This window comes from Duganella kummerowiae, from assembly GCF_053572355.1.
Genome location: NZ_JBKFEH010000015.1, coordinates 36320 through 62698 on the forward strand (window position 1 = coordinate 36320; position 26379 = coordinate 62698).

General features: G+C 63.6%; 19 protein-coding genes. 13 read left to right on the plus strand and 6 right to left on the minus strand.

Going from position 1 to position 26379, the window contains the following annotated elements; all coding sequences use genetic code 11:
• Positions 1–58 precede the first annotated feature (58 nt).
• The 8 genes from ACLB1G_RS19785 (at position 59) to ACLB1G_RS19820 (ending at position 14786) form a co-directional block, all read left to right on the plus strand.
• Positions 59–481, plus strand: a complete 423-nt coding sequence (locus ACLB1G_RS19785; protein ID WP_491628956.1) for a divergent PAP2 family protein — start codon at positions 59–61, stop codon at positions 479–481.
• A 240-nt stretch (positions 482–721) separates the two neighbouring features.
• Positions 722–1918 (plus strand): efflux RND transporter periplasmic adaptor subunit, encoded by a 1197-nt coding sequence (locus tag ACLB1G_RS19790; RefSeq protein ID WP_491628957.1) that lies wholly within the window; start codon positions 722–724, stop codon positions 1916–1918.
• Positions 1919–1921: 3 nt separating this feature from the next.
• Entirely contained in the window at positions 1922–5164 is a 3243-nt protein-coding gene (locus ACLB1G_RS19795) for an efflux RND transporter permease subunit (protein WP_491628958.1), read from the plus strand.
• Between the two features lie 244 nt (positions 5165–5408).
• On the plus strand, positions 5409–6830 hold the full coding sequence (locus ACLB1G_RS19800) for an OmpP1/FadL family transporter (RefSeq protein ID WP_491628959.1): 1422 nt from the start codon (positions 5409–5411) through the stop codon (positions 6828–6830).
• Between the two features lie 174 nt (positions 6831–7004).
• Positions 7005–9782 carry a type I restriction endonuclease subunit R gene (locus ACLB1G_RS19805; protein WP_491628960.1) on the plus strand — a complete coding sequence of 926 codons (2778 nt, stop codon included), beginning with the start codon at positions 7005–7007 and terminating at the stop codon, positions 9780–9782.
• Entirely contained in the window at positions 9782–11344 is a 1563-nt protein-coding gene (locus ACLB1G_RS19810) for a restriction endonuclease subunit S (protein WP_491628961.1), read from the plus strand. The genes ACLB1G_RS19805 and ACLB1G_RS19810 overlap by 1 nt, the downstream gene beginning before the upstream one ends.
• A complete protein-coding gene (locus ACLB1G_RS19815; protein ID WP_491628962.1) occupies positions 11341–13329 on the plus strand; it encodes an RNA/DNA-binding domain-containing protein in 1989 nt (662 codons plus the stop codon). Before ACLB1G_RS19810 ends, ACLB1G_RS19815 begins: the two co-directional genes overlap by 4 nt.
• Positions 13326–14786 (plus strand): class I SAM-dependent DNA methyltransferase, encoded by a 1461-nt coding sequence (locus ACLB1G_RS19820; protein WP_491628963.1) that lies wholly within the window; start codon positions 13326–13328, stop codon positions 14784–14786. Before ACLB1G_RS19815 ends, ACLB1G_RS19820 begins: the two co-directional genes overlap by 4 nt.
• A 28-nt stretch (positions 14787–14814) precedes the next feature.
• On the opposite strand, the gene ACLB1G_RS19825 is transcribed toward ACLB1G_RS19820, so the two are convergent.
• Positions 14815–15528, minus strand: a complete 714-nt coding sequence (locus tag ACLB1G_RS19825) for a DUF6624 domain-containing protein (protein WP_491629213.1) — start codon at positions 15526–15528, stop codon at positions 14815–14817.
• Between the two features lie 161 nt (positions 15529–15689).
• Here ACLB1G_RS19825 and ACLB1G_RS19830 point away from each other — a divergent pair, with 161 nt between their 5' ends.
• The 3 genes from ACLB1G_RS19830 to ACLB1G_RS19840 all read left to right on the plus strand — a co-directional run bounded on the left by ACLB1G_RS19830 (position 15690) and on the right by ACLB1G_RS19840 (position 18899).
• Positions 15690–17018, plus strand: a complete 1329-nt coding sequence (locus ACLB1G_RS19830) for a sensor histidine kinase (RefSeq protein ID WP_491628964.1) — start codon at positions 15690–15692, stop codon at positions 17016–17018.
• Positions 17018–17752 (plus strand): LytR/AlgR family response regulator transcription factor, encoded by a 735-nt coding sequence (locus ACLB1G_RS19835; RefSeq protein ID WP_491629214.1) that lies wholly within the window; start codon positions 17018–17020, stop codon positions 17750–17752. Before ACLB1G_RS19830 ends, ACLB1G_RS19835 begins: the two co-directional genes overlap by 1 nt.
• A gap of 151 nt (positions 17753–17903) precedes the next feature.
• Entirely contained in the window at positions 17904–18899 is a 996-nt protein-coding gene (locus ACLB1G_RS19840; protein WP_491628965.1) for a S41 family peptidase, read from the plus strand.
• Between the two features lie 62 nt (positions 18900–18961).
• On the opposite strand, the gene ACLB1G_RS19845 is transcribed toward ACLB1G_RS19840, so the two are convergent.
• The 4 genes from ACLB1G_RS19845 to ACLB1G_RS19860 all read right to left on the minus strand — a co-directional run bounded on the left by ACLB1G_RS19845 (position 18962) and on the right by ACLB1G_RS19860 (position 22508).
• Positions 18962–19225: a hypothetical protein gene (locus tag ACLB1G_RS19845; protein WP_491628966.1), complete on the minus strand. Its 264-nt coding sequence runs from the start codon at positions 19223–19225 to the stop codon at positions 18962–18964.
• Between the two features lie 56 nt (positions 19226–19281).
• Positions 19282–20238 carry an NAD(P)H-hydrate dehydratase gene (locus ACLB1G_RS19850; protein ID WP_491628967.1) on the minus strand — a complete coding sequence of 319 codons (957 nt, stop codon included), beginning with the start codon at positions 20236–20238 and terminating at the stop codon, positions 19282–19284.
• A gap of 6 nt (positions 20239–20244) precedes the next feature.
• Positions 20245–21009, minus strand: coding sequence for a histidine phosphatase family protein (locus ACLB1G_RS19855; RefSeq protein WP_491628968.1), 765 nt, complete (start codon positions 21007–21009; stop codon positions 20245–20247).
• 98 nt (positions 21010–21107) lie between these two features.
• Entirely contained in the window at positions 21108–22508 is a 1401-nt protein-coding gene (locus ACLB1G_RS19860; protein WP_491628969.1) for an L-cystine transporter, read from the minus strand.
• A gap of 225 nt (positions 22509–22733) precedes the next feature.
• On the opposite strand from ACLB1G_RS19860, the gene ACLB1G_RS19865 reads away from it, so the two are divergent.
• Positions 22734–24452 (plus strand): methyl-accepting chemotaxis protein, encoded by a 1719-nt coding sequence (locus tag ACLB1G_RS19865; RefSeq protein WP_491628970.1) that lies wholly within the window; start codon positions 22734–22736, stop codon positions 24450–24452.
• A gap of 54 nt (positions 24453–24506) precedes the next feature.
• A complete protein-coding gene (locus ACLB1G_RS19870; protein WP_491628971.1) occupies positions 24507–24950 on the plus strand; it encodes a hypothetical protein in 444 nt (147 codons plus the stop codon).
• Positions 24951–24956: 6 nt separating this feature from the next.
• Here the strand turns inward: ACLB1G_RS19870 and ACLB1G_RS19875 are convergent, their stop codons facing one another.
• On the minus strand, positions 24957–26309 hold the full coding sequence (locus ACLB1G_RS19875) for a sensor histidine kinase (protein WP_491628972.1): 1353 nt from the start codon (positions 26307–26309) through the stop codon (positions 24957–24959).
• Between the last annotated feature and the right edge of the window lie 70 nt (positions 26310–26379).

The following is a 26379-nucleotide window of genomic DNA, read 5'->3' on the forward strand; positions in this document are numbered from 1 at the left end:
CCGCCGCATGGTGCCCATCTGCCATAATTGCGCCACTTTTCATAAGGAAATACCCAAGATGGACATCGCCTATCTCGTCACCCCCTTGCTGACCTGGATCACCGTCGGCCCCATCAAGTTCCTGATCAACAGCGCCAAGGCGCGCAAGTGGGCCTTCAACCTGGTGGGCAACGGCGGCTTCCCCAGCAACCACAGCGCGGTGGTGTCCAGTATGGCCACCCTGATCGCGCTGCGCGAGGGCATAGGCCACCCGGCCTTCGGTGTGGCGGTGGCGCTGTGCTTCATCGTGGTGATCGACGCCAACAGCCTGCGCCAGCACGTGGGCAAGCAGGCCGCCGCCATCAACCGCCTGGCCGAGGGCGACCAGAAGCACCGCTGGCTGCGCGAGCGCATGGGGCATACGGTGGTCGAGATCTGCGGCGGCCTGGCCACCGGCATCGCCATCGGCCACCTGGTGTTCCACCTGTTCGCGCGCGCTTGAACAGGCGTCCGCCGTCCGGCGGCGGACAACTGATTGTCCGCTGCGTCCGTCCGCGATGCAGCGCACCCGGACAGTAGTTCATTCCTGAACTACGCCGTCTATCCGCGATTTCAGCAATTCAGCCACGAAAACCAGCAATCCATTCCACCGCTGATTGACACTCCGTCAAGCGCTGCGGATACTCGCGGCCATAGTAAAACCCAAAAATCCAGCACTACGACCACTACCCGGAGATTCTCTATGTTGCGCAAAACCGTACTTGCCCTCGCCATCGCTACCGCATTGGTCGCTTGCGGCAAGTCAGTGAAAGAGCCTGAAAAAGGGAGCGCCAGCGCCAGCGCCACCGCCCAGGCGGACAAGGACGGCAAGGACGGTAAAAAGCAGGAACCGCTCGTCACCCTGAAAGTGGCTCCCGAAGACACCCTGACGGTGGAAAGCAACGCCCTGGCATCCGGTCCCGTCATCACCGGCTCGATCCAGCCGGAGCGCCGCGCCGACCTGCGCGCCGAGGTGGCCGCCGTGGTCGTGCAGGTGCTGAAAGAGAATGGCGAGCAGGTCAGGAAGGGCGATGTGCTGCTGCGCCTGGACGAAACTTCGATCCGCGACAGCGTCAACTCGGCCGACGAGGCCGCGCGCGCCGCGGCCCAGACCCTGGAGCAGGCCGAGCGCATGTTCGAGCGCCAGAAAACCCTGCGCAGCTCCGGCATGATCTCGACCCAGGCCCTGGAAGACACTGAAATCCGCCGCAACAATGCCCAGAGCGAGCTGGTGGCCGCGCGCGCCCGGGTGGCCTCGGCGCGCCAGCAGCTGGGCCGCACCGTGGTGCGGGCCCCGTTTGACGGCATCGTCAGCGAGCGCAAGGTATCCAATGGCGACACGGCCCAGGTCGGCAAGGAACTGGTCAAGGTGATCGACCCCACCAGCATGCGCTTCGAAGGCACGGTCTCGGCCGACAAGATCGGCGTGGTCAAGGTCGGCCAGCCGGTGCTGTTCCGCGTGAACGGCTATCCTGGCCAGAATTTCAACGGCAAGGTCAAGCGCGTCGATCCGGCCGCCAACGCCATCACGCGCCAGGTCGAGGTGCTGGTGTCGTTTGCCGACCAGAACCAGCCGCGCGTGGCCGGCCTGTACGCCGAAGGCCGGGTCGAGGCGGAAACCAGCAATGCCCTCATGGTGCCGCCCTCGGCCGTGGTCCAGGCCGGCGACAGCGCTTATGTGTGGCGCGTCAAGGGCGGGGTGCTGAGCAAGGCGCCCCTGACCCTGGGCACGCGCGACGAGCGCACCGGCCTGCGCCAGGTGGTCAGCGGCCTGTCCGCCGGCGACATCCTGCTGCGTTCGCCCAGCTCGGCCGTGCGCGACGGCCAGCCGGTCCAGCTGGTCAGCACCAGGACCGTCGCGTCGGCCAGCACCGCGCCCGCCGTCAGCAAAGGAAACTAAGCCATGTTCCTGTCCAATTTCAGTATCAAGCGGCCGGTCGCCACGATCGTGCTGATCATCGCCATGATGGCGCTGGGCCTGATGGCCCTGAAAAAGCTGCGCGTCAACCAGAACCCGGACGTGGAAGTGCCCTTCATCGTGGTGTCCATCCCGTATCCGGGCGCATCGCCGGAAACCGTGGAGCGCGAGATCGTCAACCGGCTGGAAAAATCGCTGCAGTCCATCACTGGCGTGACCGAGCTCAACAGCACGGCTTCCGAAGGTTCGGCGTCCATCTTCATGAAGTTCACCTTCAGCCGCAACCTGATCGAAGCGTCCGACGATATCCGTAACGCCATCGCCTCGGTGCGCTACAAGCTGCCCACCGAGATGCGCGAGCCTATCCTGCAGCGCATCGACCCGGCGGCCCAGCCCATCATGCAGCTGTCGCTGTCGTCCACCAGCCAGAGCCATTCCGCGATTTCGCGCCTGGCCGAGGACAAGCTGGCCGACCGCTTCCGCGCCATCGACGGCGTGGCCACGGTGACGGTGGACGGTTCGCTCAAGCGCGAACTGTCGGTGCTGCTCAAGGCCGAGAAGCTGCGCGAATACAACGTCTCGGTCAACGACGTCACCAACGCCCTGCGCATGCAGAATACCAACGCCCCGGTGGGCAAGCTGCGCGGCGACCTGGATGAGAAAAGCATACGCCTGGTGGGCCGCATCGAGCGTCCCGAGGACTTCCAGCAGGTGGTGGTCAAGCGCAATGGCGACGACCTGATACGGCTGTCGCAGGTGGCCACCATCCAGGACGGCTTTGCCGAGACCAACAGCCTGTCGATGCGCTCCAACCAGCCCAACGTCGGTATTTCCATCACCCGTTCGCGCGATGCGTCCACCGTGACCGTCTCCAAGCGCGTGCACGAAGCCCTGAAGGAAATCAAGGCCGACCTGCCGCCCGGCACCTCGCTGGAAATCACGGACGACGGCGGCGAGGATGCCCAGAACAGCTTGAACAATGTGATCGAGGCCCTGGTGCTGGGCGCCGGCCTGACCATCTTCGTGGTGTACGCCTTCCTCAACTCGTGGCGTTCGACCCTGATCACGGCGCTGTCGCTGCCGACCTCCGTGATCGCCGCCTTCATTGGCGTGTGGCTGTGCGGCTTCACCCTGAACTTCATGACCCTGCTGGGCCTGTCGCTGGCCATCGGCGTGCTGATCGACGACGCCATCGTGGTGCGCGAAAACATCGTGCGCCACATGCAGATGGGCGCCGACCGCCGCACCGCCGCCATCAATGGCACGGCCGAGATCGGCCTGGCCGTGGCCGCCACCACCTTCTCCATCATGGCCGTGTTCATCCCGGTGGCCTTCATGCCCGGCATTACCGGGGAATGGTTCCGTCCGTTCGCGCTGACCGTGACCTGCTCGGTGGCCGTGTCGCTGTTCATCTCGTTCACGCTGGACCCCATGCTGTCGGCCTTCTGGGGCGATCCGCCGGACCACCACACGGCGCCGCGCAAGGGCTTCGAGAAAGTGCTGCAGCGCTTTAACGAATGGTTCGACCGCCAGGCCGACCGCTACGGCAACGTGATTGCCTGGGCCTTGCACCACCGCCGTTCCATGGCCGTGATTGCCGTGCTCAGCTTCGTGGCCGCCATCGCCCTGCAGGCCAAGTTCGGCGGCGCCAGCTTCGTGCCGGCCAGCGACTTCGGCACCATCGCCATCGACGTGCGGGTGCCGGCCTCCAGCAGCCTGGAATACTCGCGCCTGAAGATGTCGCGCGCCGCCGAGGTGGCCCATTCGCTGCCGGAAACCAAGGAAACCAACACCTACGTCAACCTGTCGGGCGGCCGCGTGTACGTCAAGATCGGCAAGAAGACGGAACGCAAGCGCTCCGCCTCGGAAGTGGCCAAGGATTTGCGTGAGCGCCTGAAAACCCTGGTGGGCGCCGAGTACACGGTGTTGGACGACCTCAACAATGGTGGCGGCAAGCCGGTGCAGATACAGTTCACCGGCCCGGATTCGCGCAAGCTGATGGAACTGACCAACCGCTACATGGAAGAGCTGAAGAAAGTGCCGGGCGCGGTGGACGTCACCTTGTCCGAGCAGGACCCCAAGGACGAGCTGCAGATCGAGCTCAACCGTGGCCTGGCCAACTCCATGGGCATAGGCGCGGGCGACGCCGCCACCGCGCTGCGCGTGGCCTTTGCCGGCATCGAGGTGGGCGACTGGGTCGATCCCACCGGCGAGACCCGCGACGTGGCCGTGCGCCTGGCCCCGGAAGACCGCACCAAGGCCGAGAACATCGAGCGCCTGCCGATCGCCGTGTCCGGCACCAGCAAGATGGTGCCGCTGGACCAGATCGCCACCATCACCATGGGCAAGGGTCCGTCCAGCATCAAGCACAAGGATGGCAAACGGGTGATTTCCGTGTCGGCCAACGTACAGGGCCGCTCGCCGGGCGAGGTGACCTCGGACGCCATGAAGCTGGCCAAGAACATCGACTTCCCGCCGGGCTACGGCCTGGCCCTGGGCGGCTCCGGCAAGGACATGCAGGAAGTGTTCAGCGAAATGGGCATCGCCCTGGTGTCGGGCATCGGCCTGATGTATTTGATCCTGGTGATGCAGTTCGGCTCCTTCACGGCGCCGGGCGGGGTGATGCTGTCGCTGCCGCTGTCCCTGATCGGCGTGGTGGTGGCGCTGCTGCTGACCGGCGGCACCATCAACCTGATGAGCCTGATCGGGGTGATCATGCTGATGGGCCTGGTGGCCAAGAACGCCATCCTGCTGCTGGACGCTGCCCGCAAGCGTGAGGAGGAAGGCTACGGCCGCGAGGAAGCGCTGATGTACGCCGGCCGCATGCGCTTGCGTCCCATCCTGATGACCACCTTCGCCCTGATCGCCGGCATGCTGCCGGTGGCCCTGGGCCTGGGCGAGGGCGGCGAGTTCTACCGTCCGATGGCGGTGGCCATCATCGGCGGCACCATCACCTCGACCATGCTGACCCTGCTGATGGTCCCGACCTTCTACGACAGCATCGAGATCGCGGCCGACCGCGCCAAGGCCAAGTACCAGCGCCGCGCCGAGCGCTGGAGCACGGCGCCGGCCCTGATCGTGACCGTCATCGAGGCGCTGCTGACCCTGGTGTTCGTGCGTGCCGTGTTCCGCGCCATCGTGTGGGTGTTGCGCAAGATCACCGGGCGCGGCCAGCCGCAGCCGGCCAAGGAAGCGCTGCAGCCTGAACCGCAGCGATATACCGCATAACATATACCTTTGTGGTAACAAAAAGGGCCTGCTGGCCCTTTTTGTTTTTCCAAACGGCAATCCATAATGCAGAGCATTTGCTCGGTTTCAAGTCCTGAATTAGAATTCACCCTCTACGACGGCCGTTTTACTCCTGGTGTAAGCTGCTGGCCACCCTGTACCTGCCGCCGGACCCCCTGCGCGCAGCTGGAGGACTTATAACAAACCGGACGCACCGCGGCCACTGAATAAAGCGAGACATATCATGAAAAAAGCATATCTTCCCCTGATCATTGCCGCTGCCCTGGGCGCCCTGGCGACCGGCGCTCAGGCGTCCGGCTACCGCTTCGGCTCGCAGAGCGTGTCCGGCCAGGGCACGGCTGACGCCAATGCGGCCGAAGCCAACGACCCGTCGGTGATCTTCTACAACCCGGCCGGCCTGTCGCGCCTGGGCGGCACCCAGGTCAGCGGCGGTGTCACCGTGGTAGTGCCGCACTCGACCTTCACCGACACCGGCTCGACCCGCTTCACCGGCACCGCCGTGGGCGGCACCGCCGCCGACGGCTACGCGCCGGACGCCGTGGCCGCGCCCTCGGTGTACTTCAGCAAGCAGCTGAACGACCAGTGGACCGCCGGCCTCGGCATGTTCGTGCCCTACGGCGCCAAGCTGGACTACGGCAACAGCTGGACCGGCCGCTATGCGCTGTCCAACATCAAGCTGGAAGCCATCACCCTGAACCCTTCGGTGGCGTTCAAGCTGAACCAGCAGCACGCCTTCGGTTTCGGCATCGACTTCGAATACATGAAAGCTGAACTGGGCCAGGCGGTGGATATCCCCGGCACGGTGCGCTACCTGAACTCGGCCGCCGGCGCGGCCACTGGCGCTGCCCTGGTCAAGCAGATCGCGGCACTGGGCGGCAATCCCGCGCTGCTGAGCACGGCGGGCGACGGCCATGGCGAGAACGATGGCAAGGACTGGGGCTACGGCTTCAACCTGGGCTATATGTTCACCCTGGACGAGGCCACCCGCTTCGGCCTGGCCTACCGCTCGTCGATCGCGCACAAGCTGAAGGGCGATACCGTGTGGGACTTCTCCAGCGTGACCAGCGACGCCGTGGTCAACAAGGTGATTGCCGCCGCTTCGCGCCGCGTGAACTCGGCCGCGCTGGTGCGCCTGCGCACGCCGGAAACCCTGTCGGCCAACGTGTTCCACCAGTTCGATGACAAGTGGGCCGGCATGGCCGACGTGACCTGGACCCGCAACTCGCGCCTGGGCGACCTGCACATCGAATTCCCCGGCACCACCGAAGGTGACGAGGTGATACGCCAGCAATGGAAGAACACGGTGCGCGTCTCGCTGGGCGCCAACTACGCGTACAACGAGAAGACCACCCTGCGCGCCGGCCTGGCCTACGACCAGTCGCCGGTGCGCAGCGCCGAGCTGACCCACCCGGCACTGCCGGACAGCGACCGCATGCAGTATTCGATAGGCGCCAACTACAAGCTGTCGCCCAAGTCCTCGATCGACCTGGCCTATAGCTTCCTGGACTTCAAGGACGCGTCCATCAACTACACCAACAACTGCAACCCGGTGGCGACCGGCTGCACCGGCAACGGCGAAACCACGCGCGGCACGTACAAGACCCATCTGCAGCTGCTGGGCATTGCTTACAACTACAAGTTCTAAGCGTTTACCGCATCAACAGGAAAGGGCCGCGAGGCCCTTTTTTGTTGCGGTAAAATATTTAATGACTGTCTGCTATCGCGGTAAAGCTTACAATAGTTCCCTTAGCAAGCGCTTGAGCCTAGGTGCTGAGCAAAACGGGTCGACAGACCCGCACATTGAGAGGGAGCTACACGCATGACGCCGGAAACCAAGGCCCGCCAACAGATCGATGAGAGACTCGAGCACGCTGGCTGGGTGATTCAGGACATGAAACAGATCGATCTGTCCGCCGGGATGGGTGTGGCAATACGCGAATACACCACCGACAGCGGCCCGGCCGATTACGTGCTGTTCGTGGATCGCGTGGCGTGCGGCGTGATCGAGGCCAAGAAAAACAGCGCTGGCGAAAATCTCACCGTCACCGAAAGCCAGACCGAACGCTACGCCGCCGCCAACCTCAAATGGCGCAAGGACAACACGCCACTTCGCTTTTTGTTCGAGGCCACTGGCCAGGTCATTCGTTTCACTGATAATGCGGATCCGGCACCACGTTCGCGCGAACTGTTCCATTTCTTCCAGCCAGCCCAACTCAAGGAGTGGCTGGACCAGCCCGACACCCTGCGGCGGCGCCTTGCAGAGCAGATGCCTGCGCTGCCGGAGCAAAATCTGCGCGATTGCCAGGTCGGCGCCGTCACCGGGTTGGAAAAATCGCTGGCGCAAAACAAGCCCCGCGCCTTGATCCACATGGCAACCGGCGCAGGCAAGACTTTCACCGCCATCACCGCCGTTTATCGCCTGCTGAAGTTCGGCGGCGCCAAGCGCATTCTGTTCCTGGTCGATACGCGCAACCTGGGCAAGCAGGCGCACCAGGAATTCATGGCCTACACGCCGCCGGACGATGCGCGCAAATTCACTGAATTGTACAACGTGCAGCGGCTGGCATCTTCGAGTATCGACCCGTCCGCAGAGGTTTGCATCAGCACCATCCAACGCATGTACTCCATCCTCAGTTGCGAGCCCATGGATGACGCCGCGGAGGACGTGTCGCTCAACGAGGTGCAGCAAACGGCCAAGCAGGAAAAGCTGGTACGCTACAACCGGGCGATTCCTGTCGAGGAATTTGACTTCATCGTGATCGACGAGTGCCATCGCAGCATCTACAACCTGTGGAAGCAGGTGCTCGACTATTTCGATGCCTATCTCATTGGCCTCACCGCGACGCCGGACAAACGCACCTTCGGTTTCTTCAACGAGAACATCGTCGCTGAATACAGCTACGAAGACTCGGTGGCCGATGGCGTCAACGTCGGCTATGACGTGTACGAGATCGTCACCGAAATCAGCCAGAAAGGCGCTGAGCTGAAGGCAAAGGAATGGGTGGACCATCGGGACCGTTCCACCCGCAAGAAGCGCTGGGCCGAGACTGAGGAAGACACCGTCTACTCCGCCAGACAACTTGACAAATCGGTGGTCAATCCGAGCCAGATCCGCCAGGTGATCCGAGCCATGAAAACAGCGGTGGAAACGCAGATCTTCCCCGCGCGTAAGGAGACGCCCAAGACCCTCATCTTCGCCAAGACCGACAGCCATGCCGACGACATCATCAACATCGTGCGCGAGGTCTATGGTCAGGGTAACGCTTTTTGTCGCAAGGTTACCTACAGCGAAAAGGAAGCCGATGGCGTGCTGGCCAGCTTTCGCAATGACTTCCATCCACGCATCGCGGTCACCGTGGACATGATTGCTACCGGCACCGATGTAAAGCCGCTCGAAGTGCTGCTCTTCATGCGCGATGTGCGCAGCAAGGGCTACTACGAACAGATGAAAGGCCGTGGAGTACGCAGCCTGGACTCTGAAAGCCTGCAGCGCGTCAGCGGCAGTGCCGACGGCGCCAAGACCCGCTTTGTACTGATCGACGCGGTGGGCGTGGAAAAATCCTGCAAGACGGAAAGCCGCCCGCTGGAAAGGAATCCCGGCGTGGCGTTGAAAGATCTGCTGCAGGGTGTGGCCTTGGGGCACCGCGACGACGACACTGTGTTGTCGTTGGCCAATCGCCTCGTGCGCCTGAACATGCAGCTTGACGACAAGGCCAAGGCTCGCATCGAAAAGCGTAGTGGCGGGGTTCCGCTGGGCGAACTGGCCAAGTCACTGATCCGCGCGCTGGACCCGGACGCCATCGTGCAAACCGCGCTAGCGACCGCTAAAGCCAAGGGCATCACGCGCAGCGAAGATAGCTTGCTTCCCGAAGAAATCGAGTCTGCCCGGAAGACCCGGGTGATGTCAGCCTGCGCGCCTTTCGACAAACCGGAACTGCGCGACGAAATCGAAAACGCCCGCCGCGAGCGTGAGCAGATCATCGACCACATCAACTTGGATCAGGTGACGTTCAGCGGCTTCTCCGAGCAGGCCGAGGCGCAAGCGCAAAAGAACATCCAGAGCTTTGCTGATTACCTTATAGCGCACAAGGATGAAATCGCGGCGCTCGGCTTTTTCTACGGCCAGCCCTACCAGCGCCGCGCGCTGACCTTCGACATGATCGAAGAGTTGCATGAGCGGCTGAGCCGCCCGCCGCTGATGCTCACCAGCGAGCGGCTGTGGAGCGCCTATGCTACGGTGCAGGCCAGTCAGGTGAAAGGCGCGGAAAGGAAGCGTCAGCTTACCGATCTGGTGTCCCTCGTGCGCTTCGCACTCGGGCTGGACGGTGAACTTCGACCCTTTGCCGACGAAGTGGACCGGCGTTTCCAAGCCTGGATCTGGCGCCACAACGCGCAGCGCGGAACTTCCTTCACCCCCGAGCAGACTGAATGGCTGCGGCTGATGAAGGAGCACATCGCCAGCTCGTGCAGCATCAGCCGCAAGGATTTTGATTTCGCTGAACTGGCCAATAAAGGTGGGCTGCAAAAGGCTTGGGCTCTGTTTAGCCAAGAGTTGGATATGCTGATGAATGAGATGAATGAGGAGTTGGTTGCGTAATGGCCTTTACGATGTCCGTTGCCGAAGTAATCGCGGCAGATACGACCGGATTGTTGGGGAAGCATGATTCATGGGAGCGCGCTCGCTTGGCAGAAGTGGCAGAAATCCTGAACGGCGCCCCATTTGATTCATCACTCTTTAGCTCAACGCTTGGCACTCCGCTTGTTCGCATTCGAGATGTGCTTCCCGGCGAGACCAAGACCTTTTACATGGGCGCATATGAGCAAGCGTATTTGGTTAACCAGGGCGATCTGTTAATTGGCATGGATGGCGATTTCAACTGTGGTTACTGGGGGACACAGCCTGCTGTATTGAACCAGCGAGTGTGCAAGGTCACACCTAACGATTCGTTCTATGACAAGCGATTTCTTGCGTATCTGTTGCCTGGGTATCTGGCAGCAATCAATGCTAACACGCCATCAGTCACTGTAAAGCATTTATCGTCGAAAACCATCGGTGACATACCTCTGCCTCTTCCACCCCGTGCGGAACAAACTCGCATCGTCGCTAAGCTTGAAGAACTGCTGTCAGACCTCGATGCCGGCGTGGTGGAGCTTAAAGTAGCGCGGAAGAAGTTGCAGCAATACCGTCAATCTCTCCTTAAGGCTGCAGTGGACGGAGTGCTCACGGCCTCATGGCGCCAAGCACAGCGGGCTTCGAATCCGCATCTTGGGACCGGCGCGGAACTGTTGGAGCGAATCCTCGGCGAGCGCCGCGCTCGTTGGGAGGAAAAGCAACTTGCCAAGTTCGAGGAAAAAGGCAAAATCCCGCCCAAGGATTGGCAAAAGAAGTATCCTGAACCCTTCGTTCCGGACACTACGGGGCTTCCTTCATTGCCAGAGGGGTGGGTTTGGGCGGCAATCGATCAGCTTACAATTGAGCAGCGGTATGGCTCTTCTGCGAAGGCAAACGAGGATTGCTCGGGAATTGCCGTGCTGCGAATGGGTAACATTAAAGATGGGCGACTTGATCTTAATAATCTGAAGTATCTACCTCAGGACCATGAGGAATTTCCAGGCCTCTTCTTAGAGGCCGGAGATCTACTTTTTAACCGCACGAATAGCCCTGAATTGGTAGGGAAGACTGCTGTCTACCGCTCCGAACTGACCCCCTGTTCATATGCCTCCTATCTGATTGCAGTAAGGTTTGCAAAGGGTTTCATTCCTGAAATCGCCTCTGCGTATATCAATTCAGTGTATGGGCGGCATTGGATTAAGTCGGTAGTGGTGCAGCAAGTAGGTCAGGCCAACGTGAATGGCAGCAAGCTGGCTGCTCTCGCGGTGCCTCTGCCACCCTTAGCCGAACAGATCGAGCTTATGGAGACTTTGGCAGAGCAGACAGAAAGCGCAATCGAACAAGAAAAGAATATCGAAAGATCGCTAAAACAATCCGGCGCCCAGCGCCAAAACATCCTGCGTGCCGCCTTCGCCGGCGAACTCGTGTCGCAAGACCCGAACGATGAACCAGCCAGCGTGCTGCTCGAACGCATCCGCAGTGAACGCGCCGCGCAGGCCGCCACAAAGAAGCCGCGCGGGAGGAAGAAAGATGAGGCAGCAGCATGACTGGCTTGGTTGACGCCCCGTGGAGCGAGGGTGACTTCGCCGGCCTGGCCGAGTCCTGTGACCTCGAGTGCAAGGCTGCACAGGGGCGCGATGGGCGAGGCGAGCTCCCGGAGGATTTCTGGAAGAGCTATAGCGCCATGGCCAATACCGACGGCGGCGTTATCCTGCTCGGCGTGCAGGAAAAGCCGCGCGGGCAGTTCAGTGCGCTGGGTCTGGCTGATGTGGAGCGGGTGCGCAAGGCGTTGTGGGACAACCTGCACAACCGTAAGCAGATCAGTCTCAACCTGCTGAATGAAACTGACGTCCAGCCGATCCAGGTCACCGGCAAGACGCTGCTGTATGTCCGGGTGCCACGCGCTGCCCGTCAGCAGCGGCCTGTGCATTTGGGCAGCAATCCATTCGGCGGCACCTGGCTGCGCCGCTTTGAAGGCGACTATGCCGCCGACGATGAAGCGGTGCGCCGTATGCTGGCTGAGCGTGTCGAAGATACGCGCGACGAACGCGTGCTCAAGGGCTATGACTTTAGCGACTTGGACATGGAGACCGTGGCCGCCTATCGTAATCGCTTTGCGGCGGTGAAGCCGGGGCACGTGTGGACAGATCTGCCCATCCCTGAATTTCTTGAGCGCGTAGGAGCCTGGGGCAAGAACCGCGAAGAAGGCTACAGCGGGCTGCGTCTGGCGGGCCTGCTGATGCTCGGCCGCGCCGAGGTGATACGCGACGCGTTGCCGCATTACATGGTGGACTTTCAAGAAAGGCCCGAAGCCAAAACCGAGCGGCGCTGGATCGACCGCTTGGTGCCGGACGGTAGCTGGTCAGGCAATCTATATGATTTTTTCCGCCGCGTGTACCAGAAGCTGACGGCCGATCTGAAAGTCCCGTTTCAGTTGCAGGATGGGCAGCGGGTGGAAGACACTCCTGTGCATGAGGCGCTGCGCGAAGCGCTGGCCAACACGCTGATCCATGCGGACTACTCGGGGCGCGTGTCGGTGCTGGTGGTCAAGCGTCCGGACATGTACGGCTTTCGCAATCCTGGGCGGATGCGCATTCCGCCGGAAATTGCCATTCATGGCGGCAACAGCGATTGCCGCAACCGCCGCTTGCAGACCATGTTCCAGCTGGTGGGCTACGGTGATCACGCCGGTTCGGGCCTGCCCAAGATTTATTCCAACTGGGCAGGCCAGCACTGGCGTCGGCCTGTGCTATACGAAATGCCAGAGCCTGAGCAGACGCTAATGGAGTTACGCATGAGCAGCTTGGTACCGGCGCAAGCCGTTGCCGAGCTGACAGAGGTGCTGGGAGCGCGTTTTGTCGCGTTGCCGGAGACCGCGCGTCTGGCCCTCATCACGGCCCAGGTAGAGGGGCTGGTCAGCCACGACCGGCTCAAGCAGATAAGTACCGACCATCCCGCCGACCTGACCAAGATGCTGCGCGGCCTTGTGCGTGACGGTTTTCTGGTGCCGGACGGCGCGGGCCGGGGAATGGTTTATTTTCTCCCTTGGCAACGGCGGTCGGCGGCGACGGTCTTTGACTTGGCGGATCGGGCCGATTTGGCGAGTAACGCCGACGTCATATCACCGGAGCTAGCCACCGTACCACCGGAGCTAGCCGCCGTACCACCGGAGCTAGCCGCCGTACCACCGGAGCAGGGGCCGCCTGCCGCTGCGCCCGCTGGGCCTTATCTCGACTGGGCAGCGCTCCCTGAAGCGATGCAGACCCAACTGATCGAGCAGGGGCGCATGGTATCCGGCCAAGCACGAGTAGCTCCCGTTGTTCTTAGGGAAACCATCCTGGCGCTCTGTGCAGACCGCCTGCTGGGGCTGCGTGTGCTGGCACAGGCGCTGCAGCGCGACCCGGACGATCTGCGCAAACGAACACTCACTCCCATGGTCAAGGAAGGCGCTCTGCGCACCGCTTATCCTTCCATGACGGACCCAAGGCAAGCATATACGGCTGCTGCCAATTTTGTGGAATACAAGGAATGAATACCTCTACTCTCATCCAGAAGGTCTGGAATTTTTGTCACACGCTGCGCGATGACGGCGTGGGCTATGGCGACTACCTGGAGCAGCTTACCTACCTGCTGTTCCTGAAGATGGCACATGAATATGCTCAGGAGCCGTACAACCGCGACACGCACATTCCCAAGGGTTATGACTGGGCCGCCCTGCGTGCCAAGACCGGTGAGCCGCTGGAAGCGCACTATCTTGCCACCCTGCACAAGCTCGGTTCCGAGCCGGGAATGCTGGGCGCGATCTTCTTCAAAGCGCAGAACAAGATCCAGGACCCAGCCAAGCTCTCACGCCTGGTGCAGATGATCGACGAACAGAGCTGGGTGGGCATGGATGCAGACACCAAAGGCGATTTGTATGAAGGGCTACTGCAAAAAAACGCGGAGGACACCAAGAGTGGCGCCGGCCAGTACTTCACGCCGCGTGCCGTGATTCAGACCATGGTGGAATGTGTGCGGCCAGAGCCGGGCAAGACCATTGCCGACCCGGCCTGTGGTACGGGCGGCTTCTTCCTCGGCGCCTACAATTGGCTGACCCGGCCAGACACAACGCTGAACAAAACGCAAAAAGCTTTCTTGCGCGATGCGACCTTCCATGGCAACGAAATTGTGCCCAGCACACGCCGCTTATGCCTGATGAACCTGTTTCTGCACAATATAGGCGAACTGGACGGCCAACCTTCAGTGGATCGCTCTGATGCCCTGATCGCGGAACCCAAACGCAAAGTGGATTACGTGCTGGCCAACCCACCGTTTGGTAAGAAGAGCAGTATGACGATCACCAACGAGGAGGGCGTGGAAGACCGTGACACCCTGACCTATGAACGTCAGGACTTCTGGGAAACTACCTCGAACAAGCAGCTCAACTTCCTGCAACACATCGTCAGCATGCTTAAGGTGGACGGTAAAGCCGCCGTGGTGTTGCCAGATAACGTACTGTTTGAGGGTGGCGCTGGCGAGAAGATTCGCCGGAAATTGTTGGAGACCTGCGACGTGCACACTATCTTGCGCCTGCCCACCGGTATTTTCTATGCACAGGGTGTGAAGGCCAACGTGGTGTTCTTCGACAATGCGCCCAAGGATGGCCGTGTGCATACCCAAGGCGTGTGGTTTTATGACCTGCGCACCAACATGCACTTCACGCTGAAGACGCGTACCCTGAAGCCCAGTGATTTGCAAGACTTTATCACCTGCTACCGACCGCAAAACCGGCACGAGCGGCATGAAACCGAACGCTTCAAATACTACCGCTACGAGGACCTGATCGCCCGCGACAAGGCCAGCCTGGACATCTTCTGGTTGAAAGACAAAAGCCTGGATAATCTCGATGACCTGCCTGCACCCGATGTGCTGCAGCAAGAAATCATCGAGCATCTCGAAGCGGCCTTGGCTTCATTTCGAGACGTGGCAATCGGATTGAGGGGAAACTGACTTCCACACAGTGTGAGTATGCATGCCGCTAACGCTGGCCCCTGCGTACATAACGCATCATGCAGACATAATCGGCCAGCGGCATGATGCCGAGCTCGCGCCTGTGCTGGTCCACTTCGCGCACGCTTTGCTCGTCGGGCAGGCCGAAATGATCGGTGGCCCAGGCCTCGGGCGTGAATTGGGTGCCGTAGCGCTGCGGCTTGCCTTGCTTGACCAGGACCCGGTCGACAAAGCGCGACAAGGACATTCCGCTTAGCTCGCCCGCGGCATGGCTGGCCTCCATGGCCGGCAGCAGCGCCGCCTGGAAGCGGGGCTGGCGGTCGGCATGCTGGGCCAGCAGCCAGGCCTGTTCGACGCCGGCTTCACCCACCTGGGCTACAGTCGGAAGGCCCTGGGCGTTGACCAGCTTGAACAGCCAGGCCACGTTGTCGGCATCCACCTGAAGCACCCGCTGGCGCACCAGCGCGTTGGCGGGAGTGGCGAGAAAGGCAACCCGCGCTTCCTGGTCGCGCTGGTAGCGTTCCGCCAGTTCGGCACGCAAGGCCGGATCGCTGAATGAGCGGGCGGCGTCACGCCGGGCCATGGCCGCAGCCGATTCCTCCGGATGCGCCTGGTTCCAGGCAATGGCGCCCGGGCAGGGCATATTCTCCAGCGCTTGCTGCTCCACAGGCTCAGCAACAGCAGCCGAGGCCAAAAGCGCGCGCGACAATGCGGACAATACGGTGCCGCGATATCCACGCACGTAACTCAATTTCCACTCCTTCGCTGATCAATCGCTTCTGCCGGCAGTGTTCATCCCGCCCACGCCGCTTTCCTCCGCGATAGCCGGGCATTCGTCGCATGGGCGAAAACAAGCCGATCGGAGCCGCTAGAATGGCGGGCAAGTTCAACACGAGAAACCCAATGAACTCTCCCGTATTTGTACCATTTAACGCGCCTCCCGTGCCTGAAATCCAGCACGACCGCCGCCTGGTGCGCCGCTACCTGCTGCAGTCGGCGCTGCGCTTCAATGCCGGTTCGCTGCTGTTCCTGTCGCTGGCGATCGCCTTGATACCGCTGTGGCTGAACCCGGTGCCGGCCGCGCCCGGCCACTTCGAATCGCGCAAGAGCCTGGCCATCATGGTCGGCGTCGCGCTGGCGGTGATGGCCTGGCTGGCGCTGGTGTCAAGCAGCATCGCCCGCCACTACCTTGCCCGGCTGAGCGAGGAGGGCAAGGCGCTGTCTGCCGAGTACATGGCGTCCTCGGTGGCGCGCCGCATCGATGCGCCCTTCAATCCCTATACCACCTTCGACTTGTGCACCGAATCCTTGTCGGGACTGGCGCTCGGCACGGCGCTCGGCTATTCCGGCCCGCCGGCCTTCTTCCACGACCCGTTCAGGGGCAGGATCGTGCTGGGCCGCTGGCGTCCGCTGAAGCTGGGACGCCATGTCGAACTGCGGGTATCGACCGACCTGGGGGCCAGCTGCCACATCGAGCTGCGCTGCCGTCCGGGCCTGACCTGGTTCGCGATCCCGCAGGGCGAGGCGCTCAAGACCGCCGAGCTGGTGTGCGCCCAGCTGGGCCAGCATCTCGACCGCCATGCCAACGCCCTCGATGCGGCCAGGCGCGAACGCGAGCTGGAACGCACCTCGCTGCAGGCGCGCCTGTCGGCCCTGCAGGCCCAGGTCGAGCCGCATTTCCTGTTCAATACCCTGGCCAACCTGAAATACCTGATCCGCACCGACCAGCAAGCCGCGCAGGACATGCTGGACCACCTGGTCGGCTACCTGCAGAACGCGCTGCCGGATATGCGCTCGGTGTCTTCCATCCTGGGGCGGGAAGTGGATCTGGTCAGCGACTACCTGGCGGTGATGCGCATCCGCATGGGAACGCGGCTGCGCTATGCGGTCGAGGTGGACGATGCATTGCGCGGCTTGCCGTTCCCGCCGGCCATGCTGATCTCGCTGGTGGAAAACGCCGTCAAGCACGGCCTGGAACGGGCCAGCCGGCCGGGCCTGATCACCATCGGCGCCAGCTGCGCGCAAAAGGGAGAAGGCAGGCTGCTGAGCGTGTCCGTGGTCGACGACGGCGTCGGCCTGACCGAACAGGCCGGACAGGGCACGGGACTGGCGAATATCGCGGAGCGCCTGCAACTGCTGTATGGACGCGACGCCAGCCTGCTGGTGGCGCCCGCCGGCGGGCAAGGCGTGCGCGCCGTGCTGACCGTGCCGGTGGCCGGAGGGCAGGCTTGATGCAGACCGCCCTGATCGTGGAAGACGAGCCGCTGCTGCGGGCGGAACTGGCCGACCAGCTGCGCGTCCTGTGGCCGGAGCTGAAGATCGCCGGCCAGGCCGAGAACGGTATCGATGCGGTGGCCGCCATCGACGCGCTGACACCGGACATCGTGTTCCTGGACATCCAGATGCCCGGCCTGGACGGCATGGAAGTGGCGCGCCACATACCCGAGTCCTGCCAGGTGGTGTTCGTCACGGCCTACGCGGACTATGCGCTGGCGGCCTTTGATGCCGGCGCATCGGACTACCTGGTCAAGCCTGTCACCACCGCGCGCCTGCTGCAGACCATACGCCGCCTGAAGTCGCGCGCCGCCGCCAGCCCGCCGCCCGCCGTGTGGGAGCAGCTGTTCGAGCAGGACAAGGCGCCGGTCTACCTCAAGTGGATCAAGGCGTCCAGCGGCAATTCGGTGCGGCTGGTGATGGTCAGCGAAGTGCTGTACTTCCAGTCGGACGAAAAATACACCCGGGTGGTGACGGAGAAGGGCGATGCGCTGATACGCCTGCCGTTGAAATCGCTGCTCGAACAGCTGGACCCTCAGCTGTTTGCGCAAATCCACCGCAGCACCATCGTCAGCCTGCAGGCCGTCGACCGCATCGAACGCAGCGGGGGCGGCCTGGAGGTGATCCTGAAGGGCCGGACGGAGCGCCTGGCCGTCAGCGAAGGGTTCAGCAAGCAGTTTCGCCAGATGTAAGCGGGCGCCTTGCCCGCATAACTATCCTTTTATGGAGACAAATTCTATGTTGCGACACCTCGTTCCCGCCGTAATCGTTACCCTCGGCATGCTCGCCGCCCCCGCCGCAGCTGCCCAGGATCAGGGGCCAAGCGCGCCAGTGCGGCAGGCCGTGCCCCTGAGCGCCGCGGACAAGGCCGCCGCTGTCGAGCTGCTGGCCCAGCGCCTGTCCGGGAACTACATCCTGGCCGACGAAGGCGGCAAGATGGCCGCCGCCATCCGCGATCACAGCCGCAAGGGCGACTACGACCAGGCCGTCACGGATGCGGAGTTTGCCGGCCTGCTGATGGCCCATATCCAGGCTGCGCACCCGGACAAGCACCTGAGTATCCGCTACATCCCCAATGCGCCGCCGGACCGCCCGCGTCCTTCCGCCAGCCAGCCCATGCCGCCCGAGATGCGGCAGCGCATGACGGAAATGGGGCAATACCTGAATTTTTCCTTTGACAAGGTGGAGCGCCTGCCCGGCAACATCATGTACCTCAAGCTCGATGGCTTCTTTGAGGCGGAAGCCGGCAAGGCCGCGGCCACCGCCGCGATGAACCTGGCTGCGCATGGCAATGCGATGATCATCGATCTGCGCGAGAACCATGGCGGCGATCCGCGCATGGTGGCGCATGTGGCCAGCTACCTGCTGGGCGACAAGAAGGTGCACCTGTCAGACATCTACTTCCGGGCCGATAATGAAACCAATTCCTTCTGGAGCGATCCCGCCGTGCCGGGCGCGCGCTTCGGCGCCGACAAGCCCGTATATGTGCTGACCAGCGGCGAAACGTTCTCCGCAGCGGAAGATTTCAGCTATAACCTGCAGGCCATTAAGCGCATCACCGTGGTGGGGGAAACCACCGGCGGCGGCGCCCATCCGATCCAGCCTTTCCGCGTCGGCCAGAACCTGGTCGCCATCATCCCGGTAGGACGCTCGATCAACCCGGTCACCAAAGGCGATTGGGAGGGGAGCGGCGTGAAACCCGATGTCGCCATCGCTGCGGATAAGGCGCTGACCAAGGCCAACGCACTTGCGCTGCGCCAGGTGCTGCCAAAAATCAGCCTCCCCCAGGAACGTTCCATGCTGGAGAAAAAGCTCACCGAGCTGGAAGCGGCCTTGTAGCGCCTATAAAAAAACCCGACAGCCGGCGACGGCTGTCGGGTTTATCCATCCGCCAGACCGGCTTACTTGGTGGTCGGGGGCGGCGGGGTGGTGTCGGCCGGCGGGGTGGTGGTGGCGCCAGGCGTCGCGTTGGGCGGCGTGGTGGCATCAGCCGGCGGGGTGGCCGGCGCCGGGGTAGGTGCCGGGGCCGGGGTGGGTTCCGGGGTGGTGGCAGCCGGCGGGGTGGCCGGTGCTACTTCCTCGTTCTTTTTGCAGCCGGCCAGCAGGGCGGCGGCAGCGGCGGTTGCCAGCAGCAGTTTCAGGGCAGGAGTCGTAGTACGCATCATGCTTTCCTTTCAGTGGATGAACGAATCAATGTAGACCGAACCGGCGGGCCGCGGGTTCAATCTCTTGCCAGCGCGCGTAGCAGGGCCGGTACTTCGGCACTGATTTCACGCGCCAGGTAACCGAGCGGACCATGCTTCAAGGCCAGCTGATCGCCAGCCATGGCATGCAGGGCCACGCCCCAGGCCGCGGCCTGTTCGATACTGGCGCCTCGCGCCGCCAGTCCGGCCACGATGCCGGCCAGGGCGTCGCCCGATCCGGAAATGGCCAATCCTGTATTGCCGCCCTGGTGGCGCCAGCGCCGCCCATCGGGCGCGGCGATCACGGTCAGGGCGCCTTTCAAAGCCACCACGGCGCCCCAGCGCTGTGCGGCCTCGGCCGCCGCCTGTTCGGGGCGGGCGGCAATGTCCTGTTTGTCTGCTCCGCTGAGTCCGGCCAGTTCGCCGGCATGCGGTGTCAGCAGCACCGGTCCGCCAAACAGCGGCGGCGTGGCCGCCTCCTGGTTGGCTGCTTCCGCTTGTGCTGCATTGCAGTGTAGTGCGTGTTCGCCATCGCTTGTGTGACTTACCACACGCATGGCGGCCGCATCCAGTATCAAGGCCTTGCCTGCGCAATCGGGCAACAGCGCCCGCACCAGCGCGGCGGTGGCATCTTCATCTTCCATGCCGGGGCCGATCAGGATGGCGTCCGCCTTGCGGCACAGTTGCGGCACGCCGCGCGGCGACGAGAGGTTGAGGCCGCCGTCGGCCGTTTCCTCCAATCCGATGACGCGGGCTTCCGGCAGCGCGGCGCCGACCACGGCCGCGATGCTGGCGGCCGTGACCACGCACAGTTTGCCCGCGCCAGCCCGTAAGGCGGCCGTGGCCGCCAGCAGCGCTGCGCCGGGCATTTCGCGCGAGCCGGCAATCACCAGCACCATGCCGCGCACTTCCTTGTCGGCGTCGAAGGATGGCATGGGCAGCGGCCACTCGCACAGCGCGCGCGTGGTGAGTTCGATAATGGCGTGGTCGGTCATGGCGGCCTACGACTTGGGCGCGGCGGGCCGGTCGGGCTGGGCCGTGACTGGGGTGCCGCTCTGTTCCAGCGGCGCCACCAGGTTGGCCTGGATCAGCACCAGCTTGCCGCGCTTGCCTGCGGCGGGATCGTAGCGGTATTCCGTGATGCCGCAGTTGGGTACGTCGCCGGCCCGGTCCAGCGCCAGGATGGCGTCTTCGTCCATGCGCTCCATCAGGTAGCGGAAGCAGTTGACGATCACCTGGTGGGCCACGATCAGCACCCGTTCGCCGCGGTATTCGCGGGTGATGGTGTCGAGCACGCTGCGCAGGCGCAGGATGACGTCGCACCAGCTTTCGCCGCCCGGCGGGCGGAAATAAAACTTGCCGACGTGGGCGCGCTGCTCGGACAGTTCCGGGTATTTATCCTGTATGCCCAGCGGGGTCAGGCGGTCGAGGATGCCAAATTCCTTTTCGCGCAGGCGCTCGTCGGCCACCACCGACAGCAGGCTGCCGCGCTCCAGTTTCCCGACCACGGCGCTGGCCGTGGCGCGCGCCCGCACATAGGGCGAATGCAGGATGACGTTGGGACGGCGGTCGGCGGGCAGGGCCGCAAACCAGTCAGCCATGGCCCCGGCCTGCTGCTGGCCGAGGTCGGACAGGGGCACGTCGACGTCGCGCGTGGCCAGGTCGATCAGCAGGCGCGATGCGGCCTCGGCTTCATCGCGCGCCACGTTGCCGGCGCTTTGTCCATGCCGTACCAGCCAGATCTGCTGCGGCCACTTTTGTTCCATTGCTGGCGCCCGTTGTTGACGATGGGGGCCATGCTAGTGGAATTCGGGGAGGGGCGGCGCGCCAATGAACGGCGCGCCGCAAAGGGAGGGACTACTGATCAGGCGGCCTTGCGGTCGCTGTCGATGGCGAGGTCGGCGTCATTGTTGAACACGGAAACATCCGTTTCCCCAAGGACGCGGCTGGTAAGCGTGCCGGCCGTGATGGAGCCGCTCACATTAAGCGCCGTGCGGCCCATGTCGATCAGCGGTTCGATCGAGATCAGCAGGCCGGCCAGGGCCACCGGCAGGTTCATGGCCGAGAGCACGATCAGCGCCGCGAAAGTGGCGCCGCCGCCCACGCCGGCCACGCCCACCGAACCGATGGTAATGATGGCCAGCAGCGGCGCGATGAAGCCCAGCGTATAGGGATCGATGCCCACCGTGGGCGCGATCATCATGGCCAGCATGGCGGGATAGATGCCGGCGCAGCCGTTCTGGCCTATGGTGGCGCCAAACGAGGCGGCGAAGTTGGCGATGCCTTCCGGCGTGCCCAGGCGCTGGGTCTGGATCTGCACGCTCATCGGAATCGAGCCGGCGCTGGTGCGCGAGGTGAAGGCGAAGGCCAGCACCGGGAATACCTTCTTCACGTAGCGCAGCGGGTTCAGGCCCAGGCCGCTGATGATGAGCAGGTGCACGCCGAACATCAGGATCAGCGCGCTATAGGACGCCAGCACGAAGTCGATCAGGTGCAGAATGTCGCTGTAGCTGGAGGTGGCCACCACCTGCGCCATCAGGGCGAACACGCCATACGGGGTCAGGCGCAGCACCAGGGTCACGATGCGCATCACGATGGCGTGCGCCACCTGGATGAAGCGCTCGAAGGAGGCAAAGATGTCGGGTTTCTTGTCGTGGATGCCGGTGGCGGCGATGCCGATGAACATGGAAAAGATCACCACCGCGATGGTGGAGGTCTTGCGGGCGCCGGTCAGGTCCTGGAAGGGGTTGGCCGGAATGAAGCTGATCAGCATGCTCGGCAGCGAGACGGCCTGGGCGTCGCCGACCTTGCCCTGCAGGTAGGCGCCGCGCGCGACCTCGGCCGTGCTGGCGGTGAGGCCGCCAGCGTTCAGGCCGAAGGCGTAGGCCATGGCGATGCCGATGGACGCCGCCACCAGGGTGGTCACCATCAGCGTGCCTATGGTCAGGCCGCTGATCTTGCCCAGCGAATTGACCCCCTTGAGCTTGAGGATGGCGGAAATGATGGACACCATGATCAGCGGCATGACGATCATCTGCAGCAGCTTGACGTAGCCGGTGCCCACGATGTCCAGGTAGTCGCTGGTGGTCTTGAGCTCCGGCGCGTCGGCGCCGTAGATGGCCTGCAGCACGGCGCCCAGCAGCACGCCCAGGCCCAGTGCAGTGAACACGCGCACGGTGAAGCTGGCGTGGCGGCGCTGCTGGGTGTAGAGCAGGCCCAGCAGTGCCAGCGCGGCCAGCAGGTTGAGTATTACGTGAATTGCCATCGTCGGCCCTTTTTTGTAACCAAAGGGTAATTTTATATGGGATCGGGGACTGCCGTTACCGCATCTGTAAGCACATAAATCGAATATTTGGCTATATCCGCATTCGGTTTTGTTATAAGCGTTTAATTGGCGCCTGATTTCTGTTGTATTTCAGAAATTGCGTGTCAGTTACCCACATATGTTGACGTACAATAAATTCAACTAATTGATGAAATGGAGACTGGCATGTCTTTAGCAAGCATGAAGGTGAGTACGCGGCTCAGCCTGGGCTTCGGCCTGGTACTGGCCTTGTTGATGGCGGTGGCGGCGCTGGGCGTGTACAACATGCGCAGCATCAACGCGCAGCTGGACCGCATCGTCAGCCTGAACGTGGTGCGGGCCAACCTGGTGCAGGACATGTCGGAAGCGGTGCACGTGGTGGCGCGCGTGACGCGCAGCGTGGTGCTGCTGAACGACCACGCCGCGATGGAAACCGAACTGGCCAAGCTGAACAATGCGCGCGCCCACTACAACGAAGCCTTGCGCACGCTGCAGGCGCTGCCGGCATCGGCCGAAGGCTTGCAGCTGCGCCAGCGCATCGTGGAAGCCCAGCAGGCGGCGCGTCCCCTGACCGACCAGGTGATCGCGTTGGCGCGCGCGAACAAGGATGAGGAAGCCACCCGGCTGCTGATGTCGGCCGCCGGTCCCGCCACCCAAAAATGGCAGGACATCATGGATGAATATGTCGAACTGCAGAAAAAGCACAACAGCAGCGACGCCGCCGCCGCCAAGGAAACGTATGACCGCTCGACCACACTAATGCTGGGACTGTCAGGCCTGGCCCTGGTGCTGGGTCTGGCGGCTGCCGTGGTGATCGCGCGCGGACTGCTGCGCCAATTGGGCGGCGAGCCCGGCTATGCGGCCTATATTGCCGAACGCATCGCTTCCGGCGACCTGACGGTGGAGGTCAGCACCCGGGGCGGCAACGAGGCCAGCATGCTGCACGCCATCAAGACCATGCGGGACAGCCTGGCCAGCATCGTGCGCGAGGTGCGCGCCGGCACCGAGACCATCGCCTCGGCCTCGACCGAGATCGCCACCGGCAACCTGGACTTGTCGGCCCGTACCGAGGAACAGGCCAGTTCGCTGGAGGAAACCGCGTCCTCGATGGAGCAGCTGACCAGCGCCGTGCGCCAGAACAGCGAGCACGCGCGCCAGGCCAACCAGCTGGCGCGCAGCGCGTCCGAGGTGGCGGGGCAGGGCGGCAGCGTGGTGTCGCAGGTGGTGGGCACCATGGCCTCGATCAACGCATCGTCCAACAAGATCGTCGACATCATCGCCGTGATCGACGGCATCGCCTTCCAGACCAATATCCTGGCCCTGAACGCGGCCGTGGAAGCGGCGCGCGCGGGCGAGCAGGGACGCGGCTTCGCCGTGGTGGCCTCGGAAGTGCGCACTCTGGCCCAGCGCAGCGCGGCGGCGGCCAAGGAAATCAAGGAGCTGATCGGCGATTCGGTGGAAAAGGTGCAGAGCGGCAGCCGGCTGGTGGAAGAAGCCGGCAAGACCATGGACGAGATCGTTACCAGTGTGCGGCGTGTAACCGATATCATGGGTGAGATCAGCACGGCAGGCGACGAGCAGCAGGCCGGTATCGAGCAGATCAACGAAGCGGTGGTGCAGATGGATACCGTGACCCAGCAGAACGCGGCCCTGGTGGAGGAAGCCGCCGCCGCAGCTGCGGCCATGCAGGAGCAGGCCGCCAACCTGGAACGGGTGGTGAGCATCTTCAAGCTGGAGCATGACGACGCCGTGCGCCGTCAGCCTGCCAGGCCGGTGGCCAAGGCAGCTCCCAGGCCCGCGCTTCCGGCCAAAGCGGCCGCCGCCAGGCCTGCGCCGCGGCTGGCGTCCGCCGGCAAGCCGGCTGCCACTGCCCATGCCAGGAACGATGAGTGGGAGGAATTCTGAAGCGGGCACGATTCTCGCATCATGGTGAGTCTCCCTGACCATGAAAGCGTCTTGATGCGAAAACTCACTGCCTTGCTGCTGGCTGGCGCCGCTGGCGCCGCCCTGGCCGACGATGCGGCGCTGCTGCGCTGCCGCCAGCTTCCCGACGGCCCAGAGCGGCTGCGCTGCTACAACGCCATCCCGGTGGGCGCCCCCGCCACGCCCACCGCGCCCACCCGGGCCCAGCAGGAATCCAGCTTTGGCCGCGAGCAGGCGGTGATCGCCCAGCAGCAGCTGTCCGAGCTCAGCACCACCATTGCAGGAGAATTCGAAGGCTGGAAAGCGGGCGCCCGCATCCGCCTGGCCAACGGCCAGGTCTGGCAAATCGCCGACGACAGCGAGGAATGGATGCCACCGGTCACCAATCCCAGGGCCACGCTGCGGCGCGGCACGCTGGGCGCCATTTTCCTGGACATCGAAGGCGCCCCGCGCGCCCCGCGCGTGCGGCGCGTCAAATAGCGAGGACTAAAGCCAGATATCGAAGCGGGTGTGGGCATCGGCGGCGGCCAGGCGGTAGCGGTAGTGGTGGCGGGTGAGCACTTCGCGCACGAACAGCAGGCCTATGCCCTGTCCGCCTTTCCTGGTGCTGTAGAACGGCGTGAACAGCTGGTGCGGCGGCGCTTCCAGCGCGCCGCTGTCGGTCACCGACAGCCGCACCGCGCCATCCTCCTGCGCCAGCTCCAGCCCGACTTGCCCCGCCCGCCGCGCCAGGCCGGCTTCGGCCGCTTCCATGGCGTTCTTGACGATGTTGACCAGGGCTTGCTCCATCAGCTCCCGGTCCAGCATCTGCGGTCCCACCTCGTCGCGCCGCCGCCAGGCCAGTTCGATGCCGCGCTGGCGGCACGGTTCGCGGTACAGCGCGGCGATGTCGTCGAGCATGTCCGCCAGCGATACCGGCCGCAGTTCCGGCGCCGGCATCTTGACCACTTCCGTGAAGCGCTGGATGAATTGCCCCAGGCTGGCGTTGCGCCGTTGTACCGCGCTGACGGCGGTGCCGAAGTCCTCGGCGTCGCGCTCGGCCAACTGGGTCCGGTAGTACAGCAGCGATTCCAGCACCGAGCCGGTGGCCGCCACCGTGTTGTTGACCTCGTGCGCCAGCACCCGCACCAGCTTTTCGTAGGTGGCGCGCTCGGAACTTTCCAGCTCTTCCGTCAATTCCTCGATCAGGAGGAAATGGCGGGCAAAGCCGCGGTCGTGGAATTGCCCGCGCTGGGCCCGGTAGCGGCGTCCACCCGGATCTGCCAGCAACTGGCTGTCGCCCAGCGGCAGCGCGTCCAGCAAGGCCAGCAGGGCCAGGCTGCGCTCGCGCGCGGCCGCGTCGCCGCTGGGCACGGCGGCGCCGTCCAGCCAGTGGCGCAGCGGCAGGCCGCGTGCCTGGTCCAGTCCCAGCAGGGCTTGCGCGCTGGCGTTCAAGAGGCTGATGCGGCCGTCGAAATCAAACACGATGACGGCGCTGGGCGTGGCCTCCAGCAACTGTTCCAGGAAGCCGCGCTGCTCGCCGATCGCCAGCCGTTCCTGGTACAGGGCGCCCAGCATGGCGTTGAACATGGCGATCAGCTGGTCCAGTCCTTGGTCGCCGGTTGGCTTCAGGCGCGCGGCGTATTGCTGGTCCTGCAGTAGGTCATGGAAGTGGCGAGTGTAATTGAGCGGCTCCAGCGCCCGCCCGACCAGCCACAGGCCCAGCGCCAGGCTGGCCAGCAGCCCGGCCTCGATGGCCAGGAACAGCGTGGTCCGTTCACGGTACAGCCCTACCGTCAGCGCCAGCCCGGCCAGGTGCAGCACGATGAGGTAGGCGCGCAGTCGCCAGCGTAGACTCATGGCGCACTGCCTGGAATACGGGCACCCGTGCGTCTCAAGCGCACCGGCGCCAGTCCGCTTGGGCGTGGCA

Bases quoted from the DNA above. Each gene is read 5' to 3' on its own strand.
- ACLB1G_RS19820 (WP_491628963.1), top strand. From the start codon at position 13,326: ATGAATACCTCTACTCTCATCCAGAAGGTCTGGAATTTTTGTCACACG.
- ACLB1G_RS19810 (WP_491628961.1), top strand. From the start codon at position 9,782: ATGGCCTTTACGATGTCCGTTGCCGAAGTAATCGCGGCAGATACGACC.
- ACLB1G_RS19865 (WP_491628970.1), top strand. From the start codon at position 22,734: ATGTCTTTAGCAAGCATGAAGGTGAGTACGCGGCTCAGCCTGGGCTTC.
- ACLB1G_RS19785 (WP_491628956.1), top strand. From the start codon at position 59: ATGGACATCGCCTATCTCGTCACCCCCTTGCTGACCTGGATCACCGTC.
- ACLB1G_RS19860 (WP_491628969.1), bottom strand. From the start codon at position 22,508: ATGGCAATTCACGTAATACTCAACCTGCTGGCCGCGCTGGCACTGCTG.
- ACLB1G_RS19870 (WP_491628971.1), top strand. From the start codon at position 24,507: ATGCGAAAACTCACTGCCTTGCTGCTGGCTGGCGCCGCTGGCGCCGCC.
- ACLB1G_RS19790 (WP_491628957.1), top strand. From the start codon at position 722: ATGTTGCGCAAAACCGTACTTGCCCTCGCCATCGCTACCGCATTGGTC.
- ACLB1G_RS19875 (WP_491628972.1), bottom strand. From the start codon at position 26,309: ATGAGTCTACGCTGGCGACTGCGCGCCTACCTCATCGTGCTGCACCTG.
- ACLB1G_RS19850 (WP_491628967.1), bottom strand. From the start codon at position 20,238: ATGACCGACCACGCCATTATCGAACTCACCACGCGCGCGCTGTGCGAG.
- ACLB1G_RS19800 (WP_491628959.1), top strand. From the start codon at position 5,409: ATGAAAAAAGCATATCTTCCCCTGATCATTGCCGCTGCCCTGGGCGCC.
- ACLB1G_RS19830 (WP_491628964.1), top strand. From the start codon at position 15,690: ATGAACTCTCCCGTATTTGTACCATTTAACGCGCCTCCCGTGCCTGAA.
- ACLB1G_RS19835 (WP_491629214.1), top strand. From the start codon at position 17,018: ATGCAGACCGCCCTGATCGTGGAAGACGAGCCGCTGCTGCGGGCGGAA.
- ACLB1G_RS19805 (WP_491628960.1), top strand. From the start codon at position 7,005: ATGACGCCGGAAACCAAGGCCCGCCAACAGATCGATGAGAGACTCGAG.
- ACLB1G_RS19815 (WP_491628962.1), top strand. From the start codon at position 11,341: ATGACTGGCTTGGTTGACGCCCCGTGGAGCGAGGGTGACTTCGCCGGC.
- ACLB1G_RS19795 (WP_491628958.1), top strand. From the start codon at position 1,922: ATGTTCCTGTCCAATTTCAGTATCAAGCGGCCGGTCGCCACGATCGTG.
- ACLB1G_RS19855 (WP_491628968.1), bottom strand. From the start codon at position 21,009: ATGGAACAAAAGTGGCCGCAGCAGATCTGGCTGGTACGGCATGGACAA.
- ACLB1G_RS19845 (WP_491628966.1), bottom strand. From the start codon at position 19,225: ATGATGCGTACTACGACTCCTGCCCTGAAACTGCTGCTGGCAACCGCC.